The organism is Variovorax sp. GW821-FHT09D05, assembly GCF_059416325.1.
Genome location: NZ_JBWKOZ010000009.1, coordinates 208,592 through 224,076 on the forward strand (window position 1 = coordinate 208,592; position 15,485 = coordinate 224,076).

Below are 15,485 nucleotides of genomic sequence, written 5' to 3' on the forward strand. Positions count from 1 at the left end.
GCGCCTGCCAACCCTGCCTGACGGAAGGAACCATAAATGTCTGAATCTTTTGCCGACCTATTCGAAGAGTCCCTGAAGCGTTCCGAAATGCGCACCGGCGAGGTCATCACGGCCGAAGTCGTGCGTGTCGAACACAACCACGTCGTCGTCAACGCCGGTCTGAAGTCCGAAGCGTATGTGCCGATCGAAGAGTTCAAGAACGACAAGGGCGAACTCGAAGTTCAGGCCGGCGATTTCGTTTCCGTTGCCATCGGCAGCGTTGAAAACGGCTACGGCGACACCATCCTCTCGCGCGACACCGCCAAGCGTCTGGCTTCGTGGCTCGCCCTCGAGAAGGCACTGGAATCGGGCGACTTCGTCACCGGCACCACCAGCGGCAAGGTCAAGGGCGGCCTCACGGTCCTAGTCAACGGCATCCGCGCATTCCTGCCGGGCTCGCTGATCGACACGCGTCCGATCAAGGACCTGACCCCGTACGAGAACAAGACCCTCGAGTTCAAGGTCATCAAGCTCGACCGCAAGCGCAACAACGTCGTGCTGTCGCGCCGTGCCGTGGTCGAAGCCAGCATGGGCGAAGAACGCGCCAAGCTGATGGAAACGCTGAAGGAAGGCGCAGTCGTGCGCGGCGTGGTCAAGAACATCACCGAATACGGTGCGTTCGTGGACCTCGGCGGCATCGACGGCCTGCTGCACATCACCGACATGGCATGGCGCCGTGTTCGCCACCCGAGCGAAGTCGTTCAGGCCGGCCAGGAAATCACCGCCAAGATCCTCAAGTTCGACACCGAGAAGAACCGTGTCTCGCTGGGTCTCAAGCAAATGGGTGACGACCCGTGGATGGGCGTTTCGCGCCGCTACCCGCAATCGACCCGCCTGTTCGGCAAGGTCACGAACATTGCCGACTACGGCGCGTTCGTCGAACTCGAACCCGGCATCGAAGGCCTGGTGCACGTCTCCGAAATGGACTGGACCAACAAGAACATCGCTCCGAACAAGATCGTCTCGCTGGGCGACGAAGTCGAAGTCATGGTCCTGGAAATCGACGAAGACAAGCGCCGCATCAGCCTGGGCATGAAGCAATGCAAGGCCAACCCGTGGCAAGAGTTCGCGCAAAACACCAAGCGCGGCGACCGCGTCAAGGGCCCGATCAAGTCGATTACCGACTTCGGCGTGTTCGTGGGTCTGGCTGCCGGCATCGACGGCCTGGTTCACCTCTCGGACCTCTCGTGGAACGAAGCCGGCGAAACCGCCGTTCGCAACTACAAGAAGGGCCAGGAAGTCGAAGCGATCGTGCTGGCTGTGGACGTCGACCGCGAGCGCATCAGCCTCGGTATCAAGCAGCTCGACAGCGACCCGTTCACCACGTTCACCACCGTGAACGACAAGGGCCAGATCGTGACCGGCAAGGTCAAGACCGTGGACGCCCGCGGCGCTGAAATCGACCTCGGCGAAGACATCATCGGCTACCTCCGTGCTTCGGAAATCTCGCGCGACCGCGTCGAAGATGCCCGCAACGTGCTGAAGGAAGGCGACGAAGTCACCGCCATCGTCGTGAATGTGGATCGCAAGACCCGCAACATCCAGCTGTCGATCAAGCAGAAGGACATGGTCGACGAACAAGGCGCCATGGCCAGCCTGAGCCAGCAGTCGGCACGCGAAAACGCGGGCACGACCAGCCTGGGCGCCCTGCTGCGCGCCAAGCTCGACAACAACGACAGCAAGTAAGCTGAGTCGGAAGACAGAGCAGGCCCTGGGGCCGCTCTGTCTTTTTTTTCGTCCACGTTTTTCGTTTATGTTCGGCCTATGACCCGCTCAGACCTCGTCGAAGAACTCGCAGCGCGCTTTGCACAGCTCACGCACCGCGATGCCGAATACGCCGTCAAGACCATCCTCGATGCCATGAGCGACGCGCTGGTGCGCGGACACCGCATCGAGATCCGTGGCTTCGGCAGCTTCTCGGTCAACCGTCGTCCGCCGCGCATCGGCCGCAACCCGCGTTCGGGCGAGAGTGTGCAGATTCCCGAGAAGCGGGTGCCGCACTTCAAGCCCGGCAAGGCGCTGCGCGAAGCCGTCGATGCACGCACCGCGGAGCTCGACGCCGGCGGCAAGGAAGCCAAGGGCCGCAAGACCTGACGCACGTGGATGCAAACGTAGAATGCTCCCGGCAACGGGAACGGCTATGAAATACCTCCTGTGGCTGCTCAAGGCAGCCATTTTTTTTACGCTCTTCGCTTTCGCGCTGAACAACCAGCACGACGCGACCGTCTATTTCTTCTTCGGCACCTACTGGCGTGCGCCGCTGGTGCTCGTCGTGCTCGCGGCATTTGCCGGCGGGCTCGTGGTGGGTGCGCTGGGCATGCTGCCGGGCTGGTGGAAGCACCGCACCGCCGCGGCGCAAGTGCCTGCCGCTGCCGAAACCCAGGCTTCCGCGCCATCGACCGCCACGACCGCGCCCGCAGCGGCACCGACCATCTCCGCCACCGACCTCCCCGCCGTACGTCAACATGGACTTTGATCCCAGCTGGCTGCTGATCAGCTTGCCCGTCGCCTTCGTACTGGGCTGGCTCGCATCGCGCTTCGACATCCGGCAACTCAAGCTCGAGAACCGCCAAGCCCCCAAGGCCTACTTTCGCGGCCTCAACTTCCTGCTCAACGAGCAACAGGACCAGGCAATCGACGCCTTCATCGAAGCCGTTCAGAACGACCCCGACACGCAAGAGCTTCATTTCGCACTCGGCAATCTCTTCCGCCGTCGCGGCGAGTACCAGCGCGCAGTGCGCGTGCACGAGCACCTGCTGGGCCGCGGCGACCTGAGCCGCAGCGACCGCGAACGCGCACAGCACGCACTAGCGCAAGACTTCCTGCGCGCCGGCCTGCTCGATCGCGCCGAAGCCGCGCTGCAGAAGCTCGAAGGCACGCGCTACGAGAACGAGGCGCGGCTGTCGCTGCTGGCCATCTACGAGCGCTCGCGCGAATGGGCACAGGCCGCCGATGTGGCGCAGAAGCTCGACGAATCAGACCAGGCCAGCTACAGCACGCGCCGCGCGCATCACCTCTGCGAGCAGGCGACCGAACGCGTTGCGGCGGGCGACCTGCCCGGCGCCGCAAAGCTGCTCGCGCAGGCCGTCGAACTCGCGCCGCAGGCACCGCGCCCCGCCATCGACACAGCCAACCTGCAGTTGCGCAACGGCGAGGCGGCCGCGGCCTTCGACACGCTCGTGGCCCTGAGCGAGACCGCACCGCTGGCGCTGCCGCTCTACGCAGCCGCGCTGCAGCAGGCTGCCGTGGCCGCGCACCGCGAAGGCGAAGCGCTCGCACTGCTTCAACGCCGCTATGTGGAGTCGCCGTCGATCGACGTGCTCGAGGCGCTGATGGCGCTCGGCGGCACACCGACCGCCACCGCAGAAGAACCCAACCCCACGCCGCGCGACGGCTACATCGCGCATCTTGCACAGCAGCCCTCGCTGGTCGCGGCCTCGCGCTGGCTCGCGGGCGAACACTTCGAGCACCAGCAGTTTCATCCGCAGGTGCAGCGCGCGCTCGACCAGGCCACCCGGCCGCTCATGCGCTACCGCTGCGCAGCCTGCGGTTTCGAGGCGCACCAGTACTTCTGGCACTGCCCTGGCTGCCAGGCCTGGGACAGCTATCCGCCGCGCCGCGTCGAAGAGCTCTGATCACATTTCTGAACAATGGTCACGTAGAAGCCGGCACGGCTTTTACGCGTCAACGCCCTTCTTTCCCTCCTCGTTGAGCCTGGGCCGACGCTTCTGTCGGCTGTCACTCATCAACAAAAAAGAGGGAGTTTTTCATCATGTTCAAGAAGATCCTGGCCACCACGGCCTTGCTGTTCGCGGCCGTTTCGTTCGCCGCCGTCGACGTCAACAAAGGCACCGAGGCCGACCTCGACGGCGTCAAGGGCGTTGGCCCGTCGATGTCCAAGCGCATTCTCGAAGCACGCAAGGAAGGCGAGTTCAAGGACTGGCCCGACCTCATGCAGCGCGTCAAGGGCGTGAAGGAGAAGAAGGCGGCCAAGCTGTCGGCCGAGGGCCTGACGGTCAATGGCAAGAGCTTCGGTGGCGCGGCGCCATCCGCATCGAAGGAAGCGAAAGCTCCCAAGGCCGCCAAGCCCTGATTCGGCTCCGGTAGAAATATGCAAAGCCGCCTTCGGGCGGCTTTTTCATGCGCGCCATGGCAGGGAAATGCCTCAGGAAGTGGTCCGGAATTTGCACGTAAGCTTCCTTTCGTTTTGCTTTCAATCCATTCCGGAGCGCGTACATGAATCACAAGTTCGGCATTGCCCTCGCGGGCCTCACCCTCGGCGCCGCAGCCTTCGCGCAGACCAAGTGGGACCTCCCCACGGCCTACCCCGCCACCAACTACCACACGGAAAACATCACGCAGTTCGCGAAGGACGTCGACGCCGCCACGGGCGGCAAGGTGAAGATCACGGTGCATGCCAACGCCTCGCTGTTCAAGGCACCCGAGATCAAGCGCGCCGTGCAGAGCGGCCAGGCGCAAGCCGGCGAGATCCTGCTGGCCAACTACGCGAACGAGAACCCGATCTACGCGCTCGACGGCGTGCCCTTCCTCGCCACCACCTACCCCGAGGCAAGGAAGCTCTACGACGCATCGAAGCCCGCCATGGACAAGTTGCTCGCGGCCCAGGGCATCAAGGTGCTGTTCATGGTGCCGTGGGCGCCGCAGGGCATCTACACAAAGAAGGAAATCGGCTCGGTGGCCGACCTGCGCGGCATCAAGTGGCGCGCCTACAGCCCGGCCACCGCCAAGATCGCCGAACTCATCGGCGCGCAGCCCGTGCAGATCCAGCAGGCCGAGCTCAGCGCGGCCATGGCTACGGGCGTGATCGAGAGCTACATGAGCTCGGGCTCCACCGGCTACGACACCAAGACCTACGAGCACATCAAGAACTTCTACGACACGCAGGCCTGGATCCCGAAGAACGCGATCCTCGTGAACGCCAAGGCCTTCGACGCGCTCGACGCCACCACCAAGGCCGCCGTCACCAAGGCCGCGGCCGACGCCGAGGTGCGCGGCTGGAAGGTCGCGCAGGAGAAGAACGACGAATACAAGCGCCTGCTCGCCGAGCGCGGCATGAAGGTGCACAAGCCCTCGCCCAAGCTCGACGCCGACATGCGCCAGGTCGGCGGCATCATGCAGACCGACTGGCTCAAGGCAGCTGGTGCCGACGGCGCCGCCATCGTCGACACCTACAAGAAGAAGTAAGCAATGCGCCGGTTCCTCGACCGCCTGTACGACGGTGCAGGCGCGCTCGGCGCGTTCTGCGTGTTCCTGATCTTCGTGCTGATGATCCTGGCCGGCGTGGGCCGGCAGATGAACTGGCACGTGAGCGGGCTCAACGACGTGGTGGCCTGGCTGTGCGCCGCCGCCGCGTTCTTCGCGATGGCGCATGCATTCCGTCACGGCGATTTCGTGCGCGTGACGCTGCTGCTCGAAGCCGTGCCGCCGAAAGTGCGGCGCATCCTCGACGTGACATGCCTGCTGATCGCGTCGGTGTCGGTGGCCTACCTGACCTACTGGGCCACCAGCTTCACTTATGAGAGCTACGAGTTCGCCGAGATGGCGACCGGCCTCGTCGTCATTCCGATCTGGATTCCGCAATCGACCTTCGTCATCGGCTGCTGGCTGCTGCTGATTGCCATGGTCGACGAGCTGGTGGGCGTGGTGCGCGGCGAGAAGCCCAGCTACCAGCGCGCCATCGAAGAGCGGCATGCTGCCGGCGATTTCTCCTCCGACGTCTGACGCCCATGCTTGAAACCCTGCTCATGGGCGCGCTGCTGCTCGCCATCATGCTGCTCCTGCTCGCGGGCGGCGTCTGGATCGCGATGACGCTGGCCATCGTCGGCTGGGTCGGCCAGGCCTTCTTCACCAACACGCTGCCGGGCAAGAACCTGTTCTCGGCCTTCTGGGAAAGCAACGCCAGCTGGGAGCTCGCGGCGCTGCCGCTGTTCATCTGGATGGGCGAGATTCTTTTCAGAACCAAGCTGAGCGAGGAGATGTTCGAGGGCCTGCGCCCCTGGCTCAACCGCGTGCCCGGCCGGTTGATGCACACCACCATCCTCGGCTGCGGCGTATTCGGATCGGTCTCGGGCTCGTCGGCGGCCACCTGCGCGACCATCGCCAAGGTGGCGCTGCCCGAGCTCAAGCGCCGCGGCTACAACGAGAAGCTGGCCATCGGTTCGCTCGCCACCGCGGGCACGCTGGGCATCCTGATTCCGCCGTCGATCACGATGGTGGTGTACGCCGTGGCCGCCGACGCGTCGATCATCCGCATCTTCCTGGCAGGCTTTCTTCCGGGCTTTCTGCTGATGCTGCTGTTCTCGGGCTACATCGGCTGGTGGAGCCTGCGCAATCCCGACCAGGTGCCGCCGGCCGATCCGCCGACCACCTTCATGGAGAAGATCCGGCTCTCGGGCAACCTGATTCCCTGCGCGCTGCTGATCGTCTTCATCGTCTGGGTGCTGGTGGCGGGCTGGGCCACGGCCACCGAGTGCGCGGCCTTCGGCGTGCTGGGCTCGCTGGCCATCGCGGCCTGGGGCCGCAGCCTGACCTGGAAGAACTTCAAGGACGGCATCATGGGCGCCACCCGCACCAGCTGCATGATCATGTTCATCCTGGCTGGTGCCGCCTTCCTCACCAAGACCATGGCCTTCACCGGCATTCCGCGCGAGCTGGCCGAGTGGGTCGACAGCATGCACCTGTCGCCCTATGCGCTGATCGGCGCGCTGGTCGTCGTGTACCTGGTGCTGGGCACGGCGCTCGACGGCATCTCGATGATCGTGCTGACCAGCGCGGTGGTGCTGCCGATGATCCAGAAGGCCGGCTTCGACCTGATCTGGTTCGGCATCTTCATCGTGCTGCTGGTCGAGATCGCCGAGGTCACGCCGCCGGTGGGCTTCAACCTCTTCGTGCTGCAGAACATGACCGGCAAGGACAGCAACGTGATCGCCAGGGCTGCCATTCCGTTCTTCTTCTGCCTGGTGCTGTGCATCGTGCTGATCACGCTGTTCCCGAGCATCGTGACGATCCTGCCCGATGTGGTGATGGGCAAGGAGAAGTAGAAAGAGAAAGGCCGTCCGGCAGCTTGCGGATAATCGCCGGCATGCTGCTGAACGTCCTCGTCATCTGCCTCGCCGCGTGTGTCGGCGCCCTCATGCGCTGGGGCTTCGCCCTGTGGCTCAACCCCGGCGGCATCCTGCCCTGGGGCACGCTGGCGGTGAACCTCATCGGCGGCTACCTGATCGGCGTGGCCATCGGTGTGTTCAGCGGCCTGCCGGACATCAACCCCGCGTGGCGGCTCATGGTCATCACCGGCTTCCTCGGCACCCTCACCACCTTCTCCAGCTTCTCCGCGGAAGTGGTCGGCATGCTCATGGGCGGCAGGCTCGGCCTCGCGATGGGCACGATCGCGTTGCACCTTGGCGGCTCGCTGTGCATGACCTGGCTCGGGTTGCGCACGGTGCAGGCTTTCTCCTCCTGAATCGAGCGAAAACTGCCTTATGTCTTGCGGTTATAGATAGGGCCTTCCATAGGGTCGGTCGATAGAATTGCCCACAATGCCCCTGGTCTTTCTCATCGCCCTCCCCTTCATTGCCAGCGTGCTGGCCGCGTTGATGCCTTCCAACGCACGCAACAGGGAGTCGACGCTGGCGGGGCTGGTCGCGCTGGGCTGCGCCATCCAGGTCACATGGTTCTTCCCGCAGATCGCGCACGGCAACGTGCTGCGGCAAGAAATCGAATGGCTGCCGGCCCTTGGCCTGAACCTCGTGTTCCGCCTGGATGGCTTCGCATGGCTGTTCTGCATGCTGGTGCTGGGCATTGGCGCGCTGGTGGTGCTCTATGCGCGCTACTACATGTCGGCCTCCGATCCGGTGCCGCGCTTCTTCTCGTTCTTCCTCGCGTTCATGGGCGCGATGATGGGCGTGGTGCTCTCGGGCAACCTCATTCAGATGGTGCTGTTCTGGGAGCTCACCAGCCTCTTCTCCTTCCTGCTCATCGGCTACTGGCACCACCGCCGCGACGCGCGGCGCGGTGCGCGCATGGCGCTCACCGTCACCGGCGCTGGCGGGCTGTGCCTGCTGGCCGGCGTGCTGGTGCTCGGCCGCATCGTCGGCAGCTACGAGCTCGACGTGGTGCTGGCCTCGGGCGACCTCATCAGAGCGCACGCGCTGTACCCGATTGCACTGGTGCTGGTGCTGCTCGGCGCCTTCACCAAGAGCGCGCAGTTCCCGTTCCACTTCTGGCTGCCGCGCGCCATGGCCGCGCCCACGCCGGTGTCGGCCTACCTGCACTCGGCCACGATGGTGAAGCTCGGCGTGTTCCTGATGGCGCGGCTGTGGCCCGTGCTCTCGGGCACCGAGCAGTGGTTCTGGATGGTGGGCGGCGCGGGCGCCGTCACGCTGCTGCTCGGCGGCTTCATCGCCATGTTCCAGCGCGACCTGAAGGCGCTGCTGGCCTACTCGACCATCTCGCACCTCGGGCTCATCACGCTGCTGCTGGGCCTGAACAGCCCGCTCGCGGCCGTGGCGGCGGTGTTCCATGTGATGAACCACGCGACCTTCAAGGCGTCGCTCTTCATGGCGGCCGGCATCATCGACCACGAGACCGGCACGCGCGACATCCGCAAGCTCAGCGGGCTGATGCGGCTCATGCCCATCACGGGCACGCTGGCCATCATCGCCAGCGCCTCGATGGCCGGCGTGCCGCTGCTCAACGGCTTTCTCTCGAAGGAAATGTTCTTCGCCGAGACGGTGTTCATCCAGTCGACGCCGTGGGTCGACTTCAGCCTGCCGGTCATCGCCACCATCGCGGGTATCTTCAGCGTGGCGTATTCGGCGCGCTTCGTGTTCGACGTGTTCTTCGGCCCGCCCTGCGGCGACGAGGTGCCCAAGCACCCGCACGAGCCGCCGCACTGGATGCGCGTGCCGGTCGAACTGCTGGTGCTTCTGTGCCTGGTGGTGGGCGTAATGCCGGCGTGGTCGGTCGGCCCGATGCTGGCGGCGGCCGCCACGCCGGTCGTCGGCGGCGCGCTGCCCGAGTACAGCCTGGCGGTGTGGCATGGCTTCAACCTGCCGCTGCTGATGAGCTTCGTCGCGCTGGTGGGCGGCGCCGCGCTGTACCTGCTGCAGCGCCGTCGTCGCGCGAGCGGCGGCCTCGAGCACACGCCGCTGCTGCATCGCTTCGACGGCCAGGTCATCTTCGAGCACCTGCTCGCGCTGCTCAGCGAAGCGGGCCGGCGTAGCCGTCGCCTGTTCGGCACGCGCCGGCTGCAGTGGCAGTTGCTGCTGCTGGTAGTCGCGGCCGTGGCGGGCGCCGCGGCTTCCCTGTGGGCCACGCCCGCCGCACCCGGCACGCGCGAACTGCTGCCCTTCTCACCGATGTTCGCCATGACCTGGATCATCGGCGGCACCTGCGCGCTGGCCGCCGCATGGCAGGCCAAGTTCCACCGGCTGGCGGCGCTGATGCTGGCCTCGGGCGCCGGGCTGGTCTCTTGCGTGACCTACATCTGGTTCTCGGCACCCGACCTCGCGTTGACCCAGCTGGTGGTCGAGGCCGTGACCACGGTGCTGATCCTGCTCGGCCTGCGCTGGCTGCCGATGCGCAGCAAGGACGTCATTCAACCTGCACGCGCGCGGCTGCGACCGTGGGGCCGGCGCGGGCGCGACCTGCTGGTGGCCACCGTCGCCGGCGGCGGCATGGCGGCGCTGGCGTGGGCCATGATGACGCGCAACTTCCCGCAGAGCATCTCGCCCTTCTTCCTCGAACACGCGCTCACCGAGGGTGGCGGCACCAACGTGGTCAACGTGATGCTGGTCGACTTCCGCGGCTTCGACACCTTCGGCGAGATCACCGTGCTCGGCGTGGTCGCGCTCACGGTGTATGCGCTGCTGCGGCGCTTCCGCCCCGCGATCGAATCGATGGCCCTGCCGGTCCAGCAGCGCCTGCAGGTCGACGACGGCAGCAGCGACCTGCTGAACCCGCGCCGCGCCAAGGACACCGCTGTGGGCTACCTCATGGTGCCGGCCGTGCTGGTGCGGCTGGTGCTGCCGCTGGCGGCGCTGGTGTCGGTCTACTTCTTCATGCGCGGCCACAACGCGCCGGGCGGCGGCTTCGTCGCGGGGCTGGTGATGTCGGTCGCGCTGGTGCTGCAGTTCATCGTCTCGGGCACCGAATGGGTGGAAGAGCATCTGCGCATCTACCCGCGCCGCTGGATCGCCATCGGCCTGCTGCTGGCGCTGGCCACCGGCGGCGGCGCGGTGTTCTTCGGCTATCCCTTCCTGACCACGCACACCGCACACCTGCATCTGCCGCTGCTGGGCGAGGTGCACGTGCCCAGCGCCCTCTTCTTCGACATCGGCGTGTTCGCGCTGGTGCTCGGCGCCACCATGCTGATCCTCACCGCGCTGGCCCACCAGTCGATACGAAGCCACCGCTGGGCCGACGAGCAGGCCGAAAAAGAAGCCGAAGCCGCCGCGGCTGCCGTCGCCGCAGGGGGAGCCAGCTGATGGAAATCGTGCTCGCACTCGCCATCGGCGTGCTCACCGGCTCCGGCGTGTACATGCTGCTGCGCCCTCGCACCTTCCAGGTCATCATGGGCCTGACGCTGATCTCTTACGCGGTCAACCTCTTCATCTTCAGCATGGGCCGGCTCAAGGTCGACAGCGAGCCGGTGCTCATCAAAGGCCTCACCTCCACGCTGGCCAATACGGCCGACCCGATGCCTCAAGCCCTCGTGCTGACTGCCATCGTGATCGGCTTTGCGATGACGGCGCTGTTCCTCGTTGTGATGCTCGCCTCGCGCGGCCTCACCGGCACCGACCACGTGGACGGTGAAGAGCGGCAGGAGGCAGAGTGAAAGAGATCTTCCACCTGCTCGACGAACTGCTCGAGTTCAGCATGCCGCACCTGGTGGCGGTGCCGATCCTCGTGCCCATGCTCACGGCCGCGCTCATGCTGCTGCTGGGCGAGAACCGGCGGCGCACCAAGTCGGCCCTGAGCGTGGTCTCAGGCCTCGTCGGCCTGCTTGCCGCGCTCGCGCTGCTGCGCTGGGTGAACGCTGCCGACACCGGCGGCGGCCCCGGCTCCATCGGCGTCTACCTGCCGGGCAACTGGCGTGCACCCTTCGGCATCGTGCTGGTGGCCGACCGGCTCTCGACCATGATGGTCGCGCTCACGGGCGTGATCGCCTTTGCCGCGTCGATCTATTCCACCTCGCGCTGGGACCGCGCGGGCGTGCATTTCCATCCGCTGCTGCAACTGCAGCTCATGGGCCTGAACGGCGCCTTCCTCACGGGCGACCTGTTCAACCTGTTCGTCTTCTTCGAGGTGATGCTCGCGGCCTCCTACGGCCTGCTGCTGCACGGCTCGGGCCGGCTGCGCGTGCAGGCGGGGCTGCACTACATCGCGATCAACCTCGCTGCGTCGTCGCTGTTCCTGATCGGCGCGGCCATCCTCTACGGCGTGACCGGCACGCTCAACATGGCCGATCTCGGCGTGCGCATCGCCGAACTCGCGCCGGGCGACCGCGGCCTGGTGCATGCGGCGGCCGCCATCCTCGCGACCGCCTTCTTCGCCAAGGCCGGCGCGTGGCCGCTCAACTTCTGGCTGGTGCCGGCCTACAGCGCATCGGTGTCGCCCGTTGGCGCGGTGTTTGCGCTGCTGACCAAGCTCGGCGTCTACACGATCCTGCGGCTGTGGACGGTGCTGTTCGCGCCCGACACCGGCGACTCGGCCGCCTTCGGGCAAGCGGCGCTGGTTGGCGTGGGCCTTGCCACGCTCTTCGTCGGTGCGCTCGGCATCGTCGGCACGCAGCGGTTATCGAACCTCGCGGGCTTCAGCGTGCTGGTGTCTGCGGGCACCCTGCTCGCGGCGGTCGGGCTCGGCCAGCCGGCCGTGTGGGCCGGCGCGCTGTACTACCTGCTGAGTTCCACGCTCGCGGTCAGCGCCTTCTTCCTGCTGACCGACATGATCGAGCGCTGGCGCAACGCGGGCATGAGCGTGGCGCCGCACGAGGCGGCCGGCAACGCGCCCTTTCTTGCCGAAGACCTGCGCGCACTCAACGACGTGAACCTCGACGACGAGGCGCAGGCACTCTACGGCCGCGCGATTCCCGCCGGCGTGGCCTTCCTGGGCCTGAGCTTCATGGGCTGCACGCTGCTGCTCGCGGGCCTGCCGCCGCTGTCGGGCTTCATCGGCAAGTTCGCGATGCTCTCGGGCATGCTCGGCGCCAAGGCGATCGGCACCGCCGGCTGGATCTTTCTTGCGCTGCTGATCGCCTCGGGCTTTCTCTCGCTGATTGCATTGAGCCGCACCGGCATCCGCCACTTCTGGACGCAGCTCCACCCCACCATGCCCTCGCTGCCCGCGCTCGAAGTGCTGCCGGTGGCCGGACTGCTCGCGGCCAGCGTGGCGCTGACTGTGTGGGCCGGGCCTGTCATGCAGCACGCCAGGGCCACCGCTGAAGGACTGAAGACACCCACGCCCTATCGCAACGCGGTGCTGGGCGCGCGGCAGATACCGAATCCGGCGAAAAAGGAAGAAGCAAAGGAAGGCACGGCCCCATGAAGCGCCTGATTCCTTCTCCGTCGCTGTCGTTCGCGCTGTTCATCGTCTGGCTGCTGCTCAACCAGTCGCTCGACGCCGCCACGCTGCTGGCGGCCCTGATCCTCGCCATCGCGGTGCCGCTGCTCACCGAGGGCCTGCGCCCGGCGGCGGTGCGCATGCGCAGGCCTGGCGTCGCGCTGCGGCTGTCCTTCGTCGTGACCTTCGACATGCTGAAGTCGGCGTACGACGTGGCCCGGCTGCTGCTCACGCGGCGCACCTCGCGCATCGCCTCGAAGTTCGTGCAGATTCCGCTCGACATGCGCGACCCCAACGGGCTCGCAGTGCTGGCCATGGTGATGTGCCTCACGCCCGGCACCGCCTGGGGCGAAGTGTCGTTCGACCGCAGCACGCTGCTGATTCACGTGTTCGACGTGGACGACGAGGCCGCCTTCGTCGCACTGATCAAGCAGCGCTACGAGCGCCCCCTGATGGAGATCTTCGAGTCATGACACCCATCCTCTTCTGGGCCCTGAAGTTCGCGCTGTTTTTGCTGGCCGTGGCCATGCTGTGTGCGCTCTCGCGGTTGCTGATCGGCCCGAGCGCACAAGACCGCGTGATGGCGCTCGACTGCCTCTACATCAACGGCATGCTGATGATGCTGGTGCTCGGCATCATCTACGCGAGCAACGTCTACTTCGAGGCGGCGCTGCTGATCGCGCTGTTCGGCTTCGTCGGCTCCACGGCCATGGCCAAGTTCCTGCTGCGCGGGGAGGTGATCGAATGACGGACTTCATCGTGGGCCCGCTGCCGCTGTGGGCCGAGATCATCACCGCCGTGTTCGCGGTACTGGGCGCGGCCTTCGCGGCCATAGGTTCTTTCGGCCTGGTTCGGCTGCCCACCTTCTTCCGCCGCATCCATGCGCCCACGCTGGGCGCAACGGTGGGCGTGTGGTGCATGACGGTCGCCACCATCGTCTATTTTTCGGTGCAGGGCTTCAGCCTGTTCCTGCATGCGGTGCTGATCGTGCTGTTCATTGCGCTCACGGCGCCTATCACCACCATTTTTCTTATGCGTGCGGCGCTGTTCCGCGAGCGGCAAAAGGGTGGCGACGTGCCGCCCGAGGCGAAGTCGGGCTGATTCACTGGCGGAAGGGAGCACCCTGTGCCATTCGCACGCACCCCGAAAAAAGCAGATCAACTGGGCAGCAACTGCTGCATCTCCTTGGCCCGCGCCACCTCGACCTCACGCGGCAACGTCACCGCATTCTTCACAGCCAGTATCTCGGCCATCACGCTGACCGCGATCTCCGGCGGTGTCTTGCTGCCGATGTAGATGCCGATGGGCCCGCGCAGACGCGCGAGCGATTCTTCGGTCTGGTCGAAGTGCTCGATCATGCGGTCGCGCCGCGCGTCGGCATTGCGACGCGAGCCGATGGCGCCGACGTAGAAGGCTTCGCTCTGCAGTGCTTCGAGCAGCGCGAGGTCGTCGAGCTTGGGATCGTGCGTGAGCGCGACCACGCAGCTGCGGCGGTCGGGCTTGAAGGCCAACACCGCGTCGTCGGGCATCTCGGTCGTGATGTGCACGCCGGGCAGCGACCACGCGGTGCGGTACTCGGCGCGCGGGTCGCACAGCGTCACGGCAAAGCCGCTGAACTTGGCCATCGTCGCGAGGTACTCGGCCAGCTGGCCGGCGCCGATCAGCAGCATGCGGTACTCGGGGCCGAAGGTGTTGGTGAGCTCGGTGTCGTTCACGGTGAGCTCGTCGGGGGCTTTCGCCTCGGCGAGCCGCACCGCGCCGGTGGCGAGCGTCACCGTGCGCTGCATGAGCTTGCCTTGTTCCAGCTGCTCGACCAGCAGGTCGAGCGAGCTGGCATCGGGCGCGTATTCGAGCAGCAGCTCCAGCGTGCCGCCGCAGGGCAGTCCGAAACGATGCGCCTCGTCGGCGGTAATGCCGTACTTCACGAGCGCGGGTGGCGCACCCAGCGGCACGTCTTCGCCCTTGCCATGCGCGTGGCTGTAGCGCGCGATCAGGTCGTCCTCGATGCAGCCGCCCGAGACCGAGCCGACCACCGCGCCGTCTTCGGCCAGGGCCATGATCGAACCCACGGGCCGGGGCGACGAGCCCCAGGTGCGCACGACTGTCGTCAGCAGCGCGCGCTTGCCGGCACGCCGCCAATCACGCAGCGTGCGCAGCACCATGACGTCGAGGTTTTCCATGGCGCGGCCGATTCCTAGCTGCTGGCGTCGCCCGGTGCGGGCGCGTCCTTGTTGTCGCTGTTGTCGTCCTTCTTGCCGAGGCCGATCTTCTTCATGAGGCCGGACATCATGCCGGCCTTCTCTGCAGGCGCGTCGGCGGTGGCTTCCACGACGGGCGCGGGCGGCGGGCCGTAGCGGCTCTGCATCTCGGCCTCGAAGCGCTTGAAGAAATCGTCAGCAGTCGACTTGGCGGCGCCGTCGATCAGACGCTGGCCGAGCTGGGCGATCTTGCCGCCGACCTGGGCCTGCACGGTGTAGTCGAGCTCGCAGCCGGGAACGGCAGGAGGCGATGCGGCCTCGGCTTCATGCGCGACGGCAGCCTCGGCCGGTGCAGCTTCGGCCGTCACCGGCTTGAGCGAGACACTCGACGAGCCCTTGGCGAACCCTGCCACGCCGCCCTGCCCTTCGAAGCTCAGCTTGTAGCCATCGGGCGCCACGATGTCCGACAGCATCACCTTGCCGTTGAACTTGGCCGACACCGGGCCGATCTTGACGGCGAGCGCGACGCTGTACTGGTTGTCACCCGTGAGCTCGAACTTGTCGCAACCGGGAATGCACTTCTTCAGCGTCTCGGGGTCGTTGAGCGCTTCCCAGGCCTGTTGTTGGGTGATGCCGAGGCGGCGGTTTCCGAGCATTTCCATGGTGGGT

The 15,485-nt window shown here is 66.2% G+C and carries 17 protein-coding genes; 15 read left to right on the forward strand and 2 right to left on the reverse strand.

Going from position 1 to position 15,485, the window contains the following annotated elements:
- The first annotated feature begins 36 nt into the window (after positions 1-36).
- From rpsA to mnhG, 15 genes are all read left to right on the forward strand, one after another.
- Positions 37-1,725: a 30S ribosomal protein S1 gene (rpsA, locus tag AC07O3_RS24555; RefSeq protein ID WP_007829366.1), complete on the forward strand. Its 1,689-nt coding sequence runs from the start codon at positions 37-39 to the stop codon at positions 1,723-1,725.
- Between the two features lie 78 nt (positions 1,726-1,803).
- Entirely contained in the window at positions 1,804-2,133 is a 330-nt protein-coding gene (locus AC07O3_RS24560) for an integration host factor subunit beta (RefSeq protein WP_495340553.1), read from the forward strand.
- Positions 2,134-2,179: 46 nt separating this feature from the next.
- A complete protein-coding gene (locus AC07O3_RS24565) occupies positions 2,180-2,515 on the forward strand; it encodes a LapA family protein (protein WP_093050099.1) in 336 nt (111 codons plus the stop codon).
- Positions 2,505-3,674, forward strand: a complete 1,170-nt coding sequence (lapB, locus tag AC07O3_RS24570) for a lipopolysaccharide assembly protein LapB (RefSeq protein ID WP_093050096.1) — start codon at positions 2,505-2,507, stop codon at positions 3,672-3,674. Before AC07O3_RS24565 ends, lapB begins: the two co-directional genes overlap by 11 nt.
- A gap of 137 nt (positions 3,675-3,811) precedes the next feature.
- Positions 3,812-4,132, forward strand: coding sequence for a ComEA family DNA-binding protein (locus tag AC07O3_RS24575; RefSeq protein WP_093171943.1), 321 nt, complete (start codon positions 3,812-3,814; stop codon positions 4,130-4,132).
- A gap of 143 nt (positions 4,133-4,275) precedes the next feature.
- Positions 4,276-5,244 carry a TRAP transporter substrate-binding protein gene (locus AC07O3_RS24580; protein ID WP_097199688.1) on the forward strand — a complete coding sequence of 323 codons (969 nt, stop codon included), beginning with the start codon at positions 4,276-4,278 and terminating at the stop codon, positions 5,242-5,244.
- 3 nt (positions 5,245-5,247) lie between these two features.
- Positions 5,248-5,781, forward strand: coding sequence for a TRAP transporter small permease (locus AC07O3_RS24585; RefSeq protein ID WP_093075288.1), 534 nt, complete (start codon positions 5,248-5,250; stop codon positions 5,779-5,781).
- A gap of 5 nt (positions 5,782-5,786) precedes the next feature.
- Complete coding sequence (locus tag AC07O3_RS24590) at positions 5,787-7,100, forward strand: TRAP transporter large permease (protein WP_495340554.1); 1,314 nt, start codon at positions 5,787-5,789, stop codon at positions 7,098-7,100.
- Between the two features lie 41 nt (positions 7,101-7,141).
- Positions 7,142-7,519, forward strand: coding sequence for a fluoride efflux transporter CrcB (crcB, locus tag AC07O3_RS24595; RefSeq protein ID WP_093075291.1), 378 nt, complete (start codon positions 7,142-7,144; stop codon positions 7,517-7,519).
- Between the two features lie 76 nt (positions 7,520-7,595).
- Positions 7,596-10,544, forward strand: a complete 2,949-nt coding sequence (locus AC07O3_RS24600; protein WP_495340555.1) for a monovalent cation/H+ antiporter subunit A — start codon at positions 7,596-7,598, stop codon at positions 10,542-10,544.
- Positions 10,544-10,894, forward strand: a complete 351-nt coding sequence (locus AC07O3_RS24605; protein WP_093050075.1) for a Na+/H+ antiporter subunit C — start codon at positions 10,544-10,546, stop codon at positions 10,892-10,894. The genes AC07O3_RS24600 and AC07O3_RS24605 overlap by 1 nt, the downstream gene beginning before the upstream one ends.
- Before the next feature lie 41 nt (positions 10,895-10,935).
- Positions 10,936-12,603 (forward strand): monovalent cation/H+ antiporter subunit D, encoded by a 1,668-nt coding sequence (locus AC07O3_RS24610; RefSeq protein ID WP_495340630.1) that lies wholly within the window; start codon positions 10,936-10,938, stop codon positions 12,601-12,603.
- Positions 12,600-13,091, forward strand: a complete 492-nt coding sequence (locus tag AC07O3_RS24615; protein ID WP_093075295.1) for a Na+/H+ antiporter subunit E — start codon at positions 12,600-12,602, stop codon at positions 13,089-13,091. The genes AC07O3_RS24610 and AC07O3_RS24615 overlap by 4 nt, the downstream gene beginning before the upstream one ends.
- Positions 13,088-13,366: a K+/H+ antiporter subunit F gene (locus AC07O3_RS24620; protein ID WP_093050069.1), complete on the forward strand. Its 279-nt coding sequence runs from the start codon at positions 13,088-13,090 to the stop codon at positions 13,364-13,366. The genes AC07O3_RS24615 and AC07O3_RS24620 overlap by 4 nt, the downstream gene beginning before the upstream one ends.
- Positions 13,363-13,719 carry a monovalent cation/H(+) antiporter subunit G gene (gene mnhG / locus AC07O3_RS24625; protein ID WP_093050066.1) on the forward strand — a complete coding sequence of 119 codons (357 nt, stop codon included), beginning with the start codon at positions 13,363-13,365 and terminating at the stop codon, positions 13,717-13,719. The genes AC07O3_RS24620 and mnhG overlap by 4 nt, the downstream gene beginning before the upstream one ends.
- 56 nt (positions 13,720-13,775) lie before the next feature.
- Here the strand turns inward: mnhG and AC07O3_RS24630 are convergent, their stop codons facing one another.
- Both AC07O3_RS24630 and AC07O3_RS24635 read right to left on the reverse strand, forming a co-directional pair.
- Positions 13,776-14,798, reverse strand: coding sequence for an XdhC family protein (locus AC07O3_RS24630; protein ID WP_440533787.1), 1,023 nt, complete (start codon positions 14,796-14,798; stop codon positions 13,776-13,778).
- A gap of 14 nt (positions 14,799-14,812) precedes the next feature.
- Entirely contained in the window at positions 14,813-15,478 is a 666-nt protein-coding gene (locus AC07O3_RS24635; RefSeq protein WP_307615750.1) for an SRPBCC family protein, read from the reverse strand.
- Between the last annotated feature and the right edge of the window lie 7 nt (positions 15,479-15,485).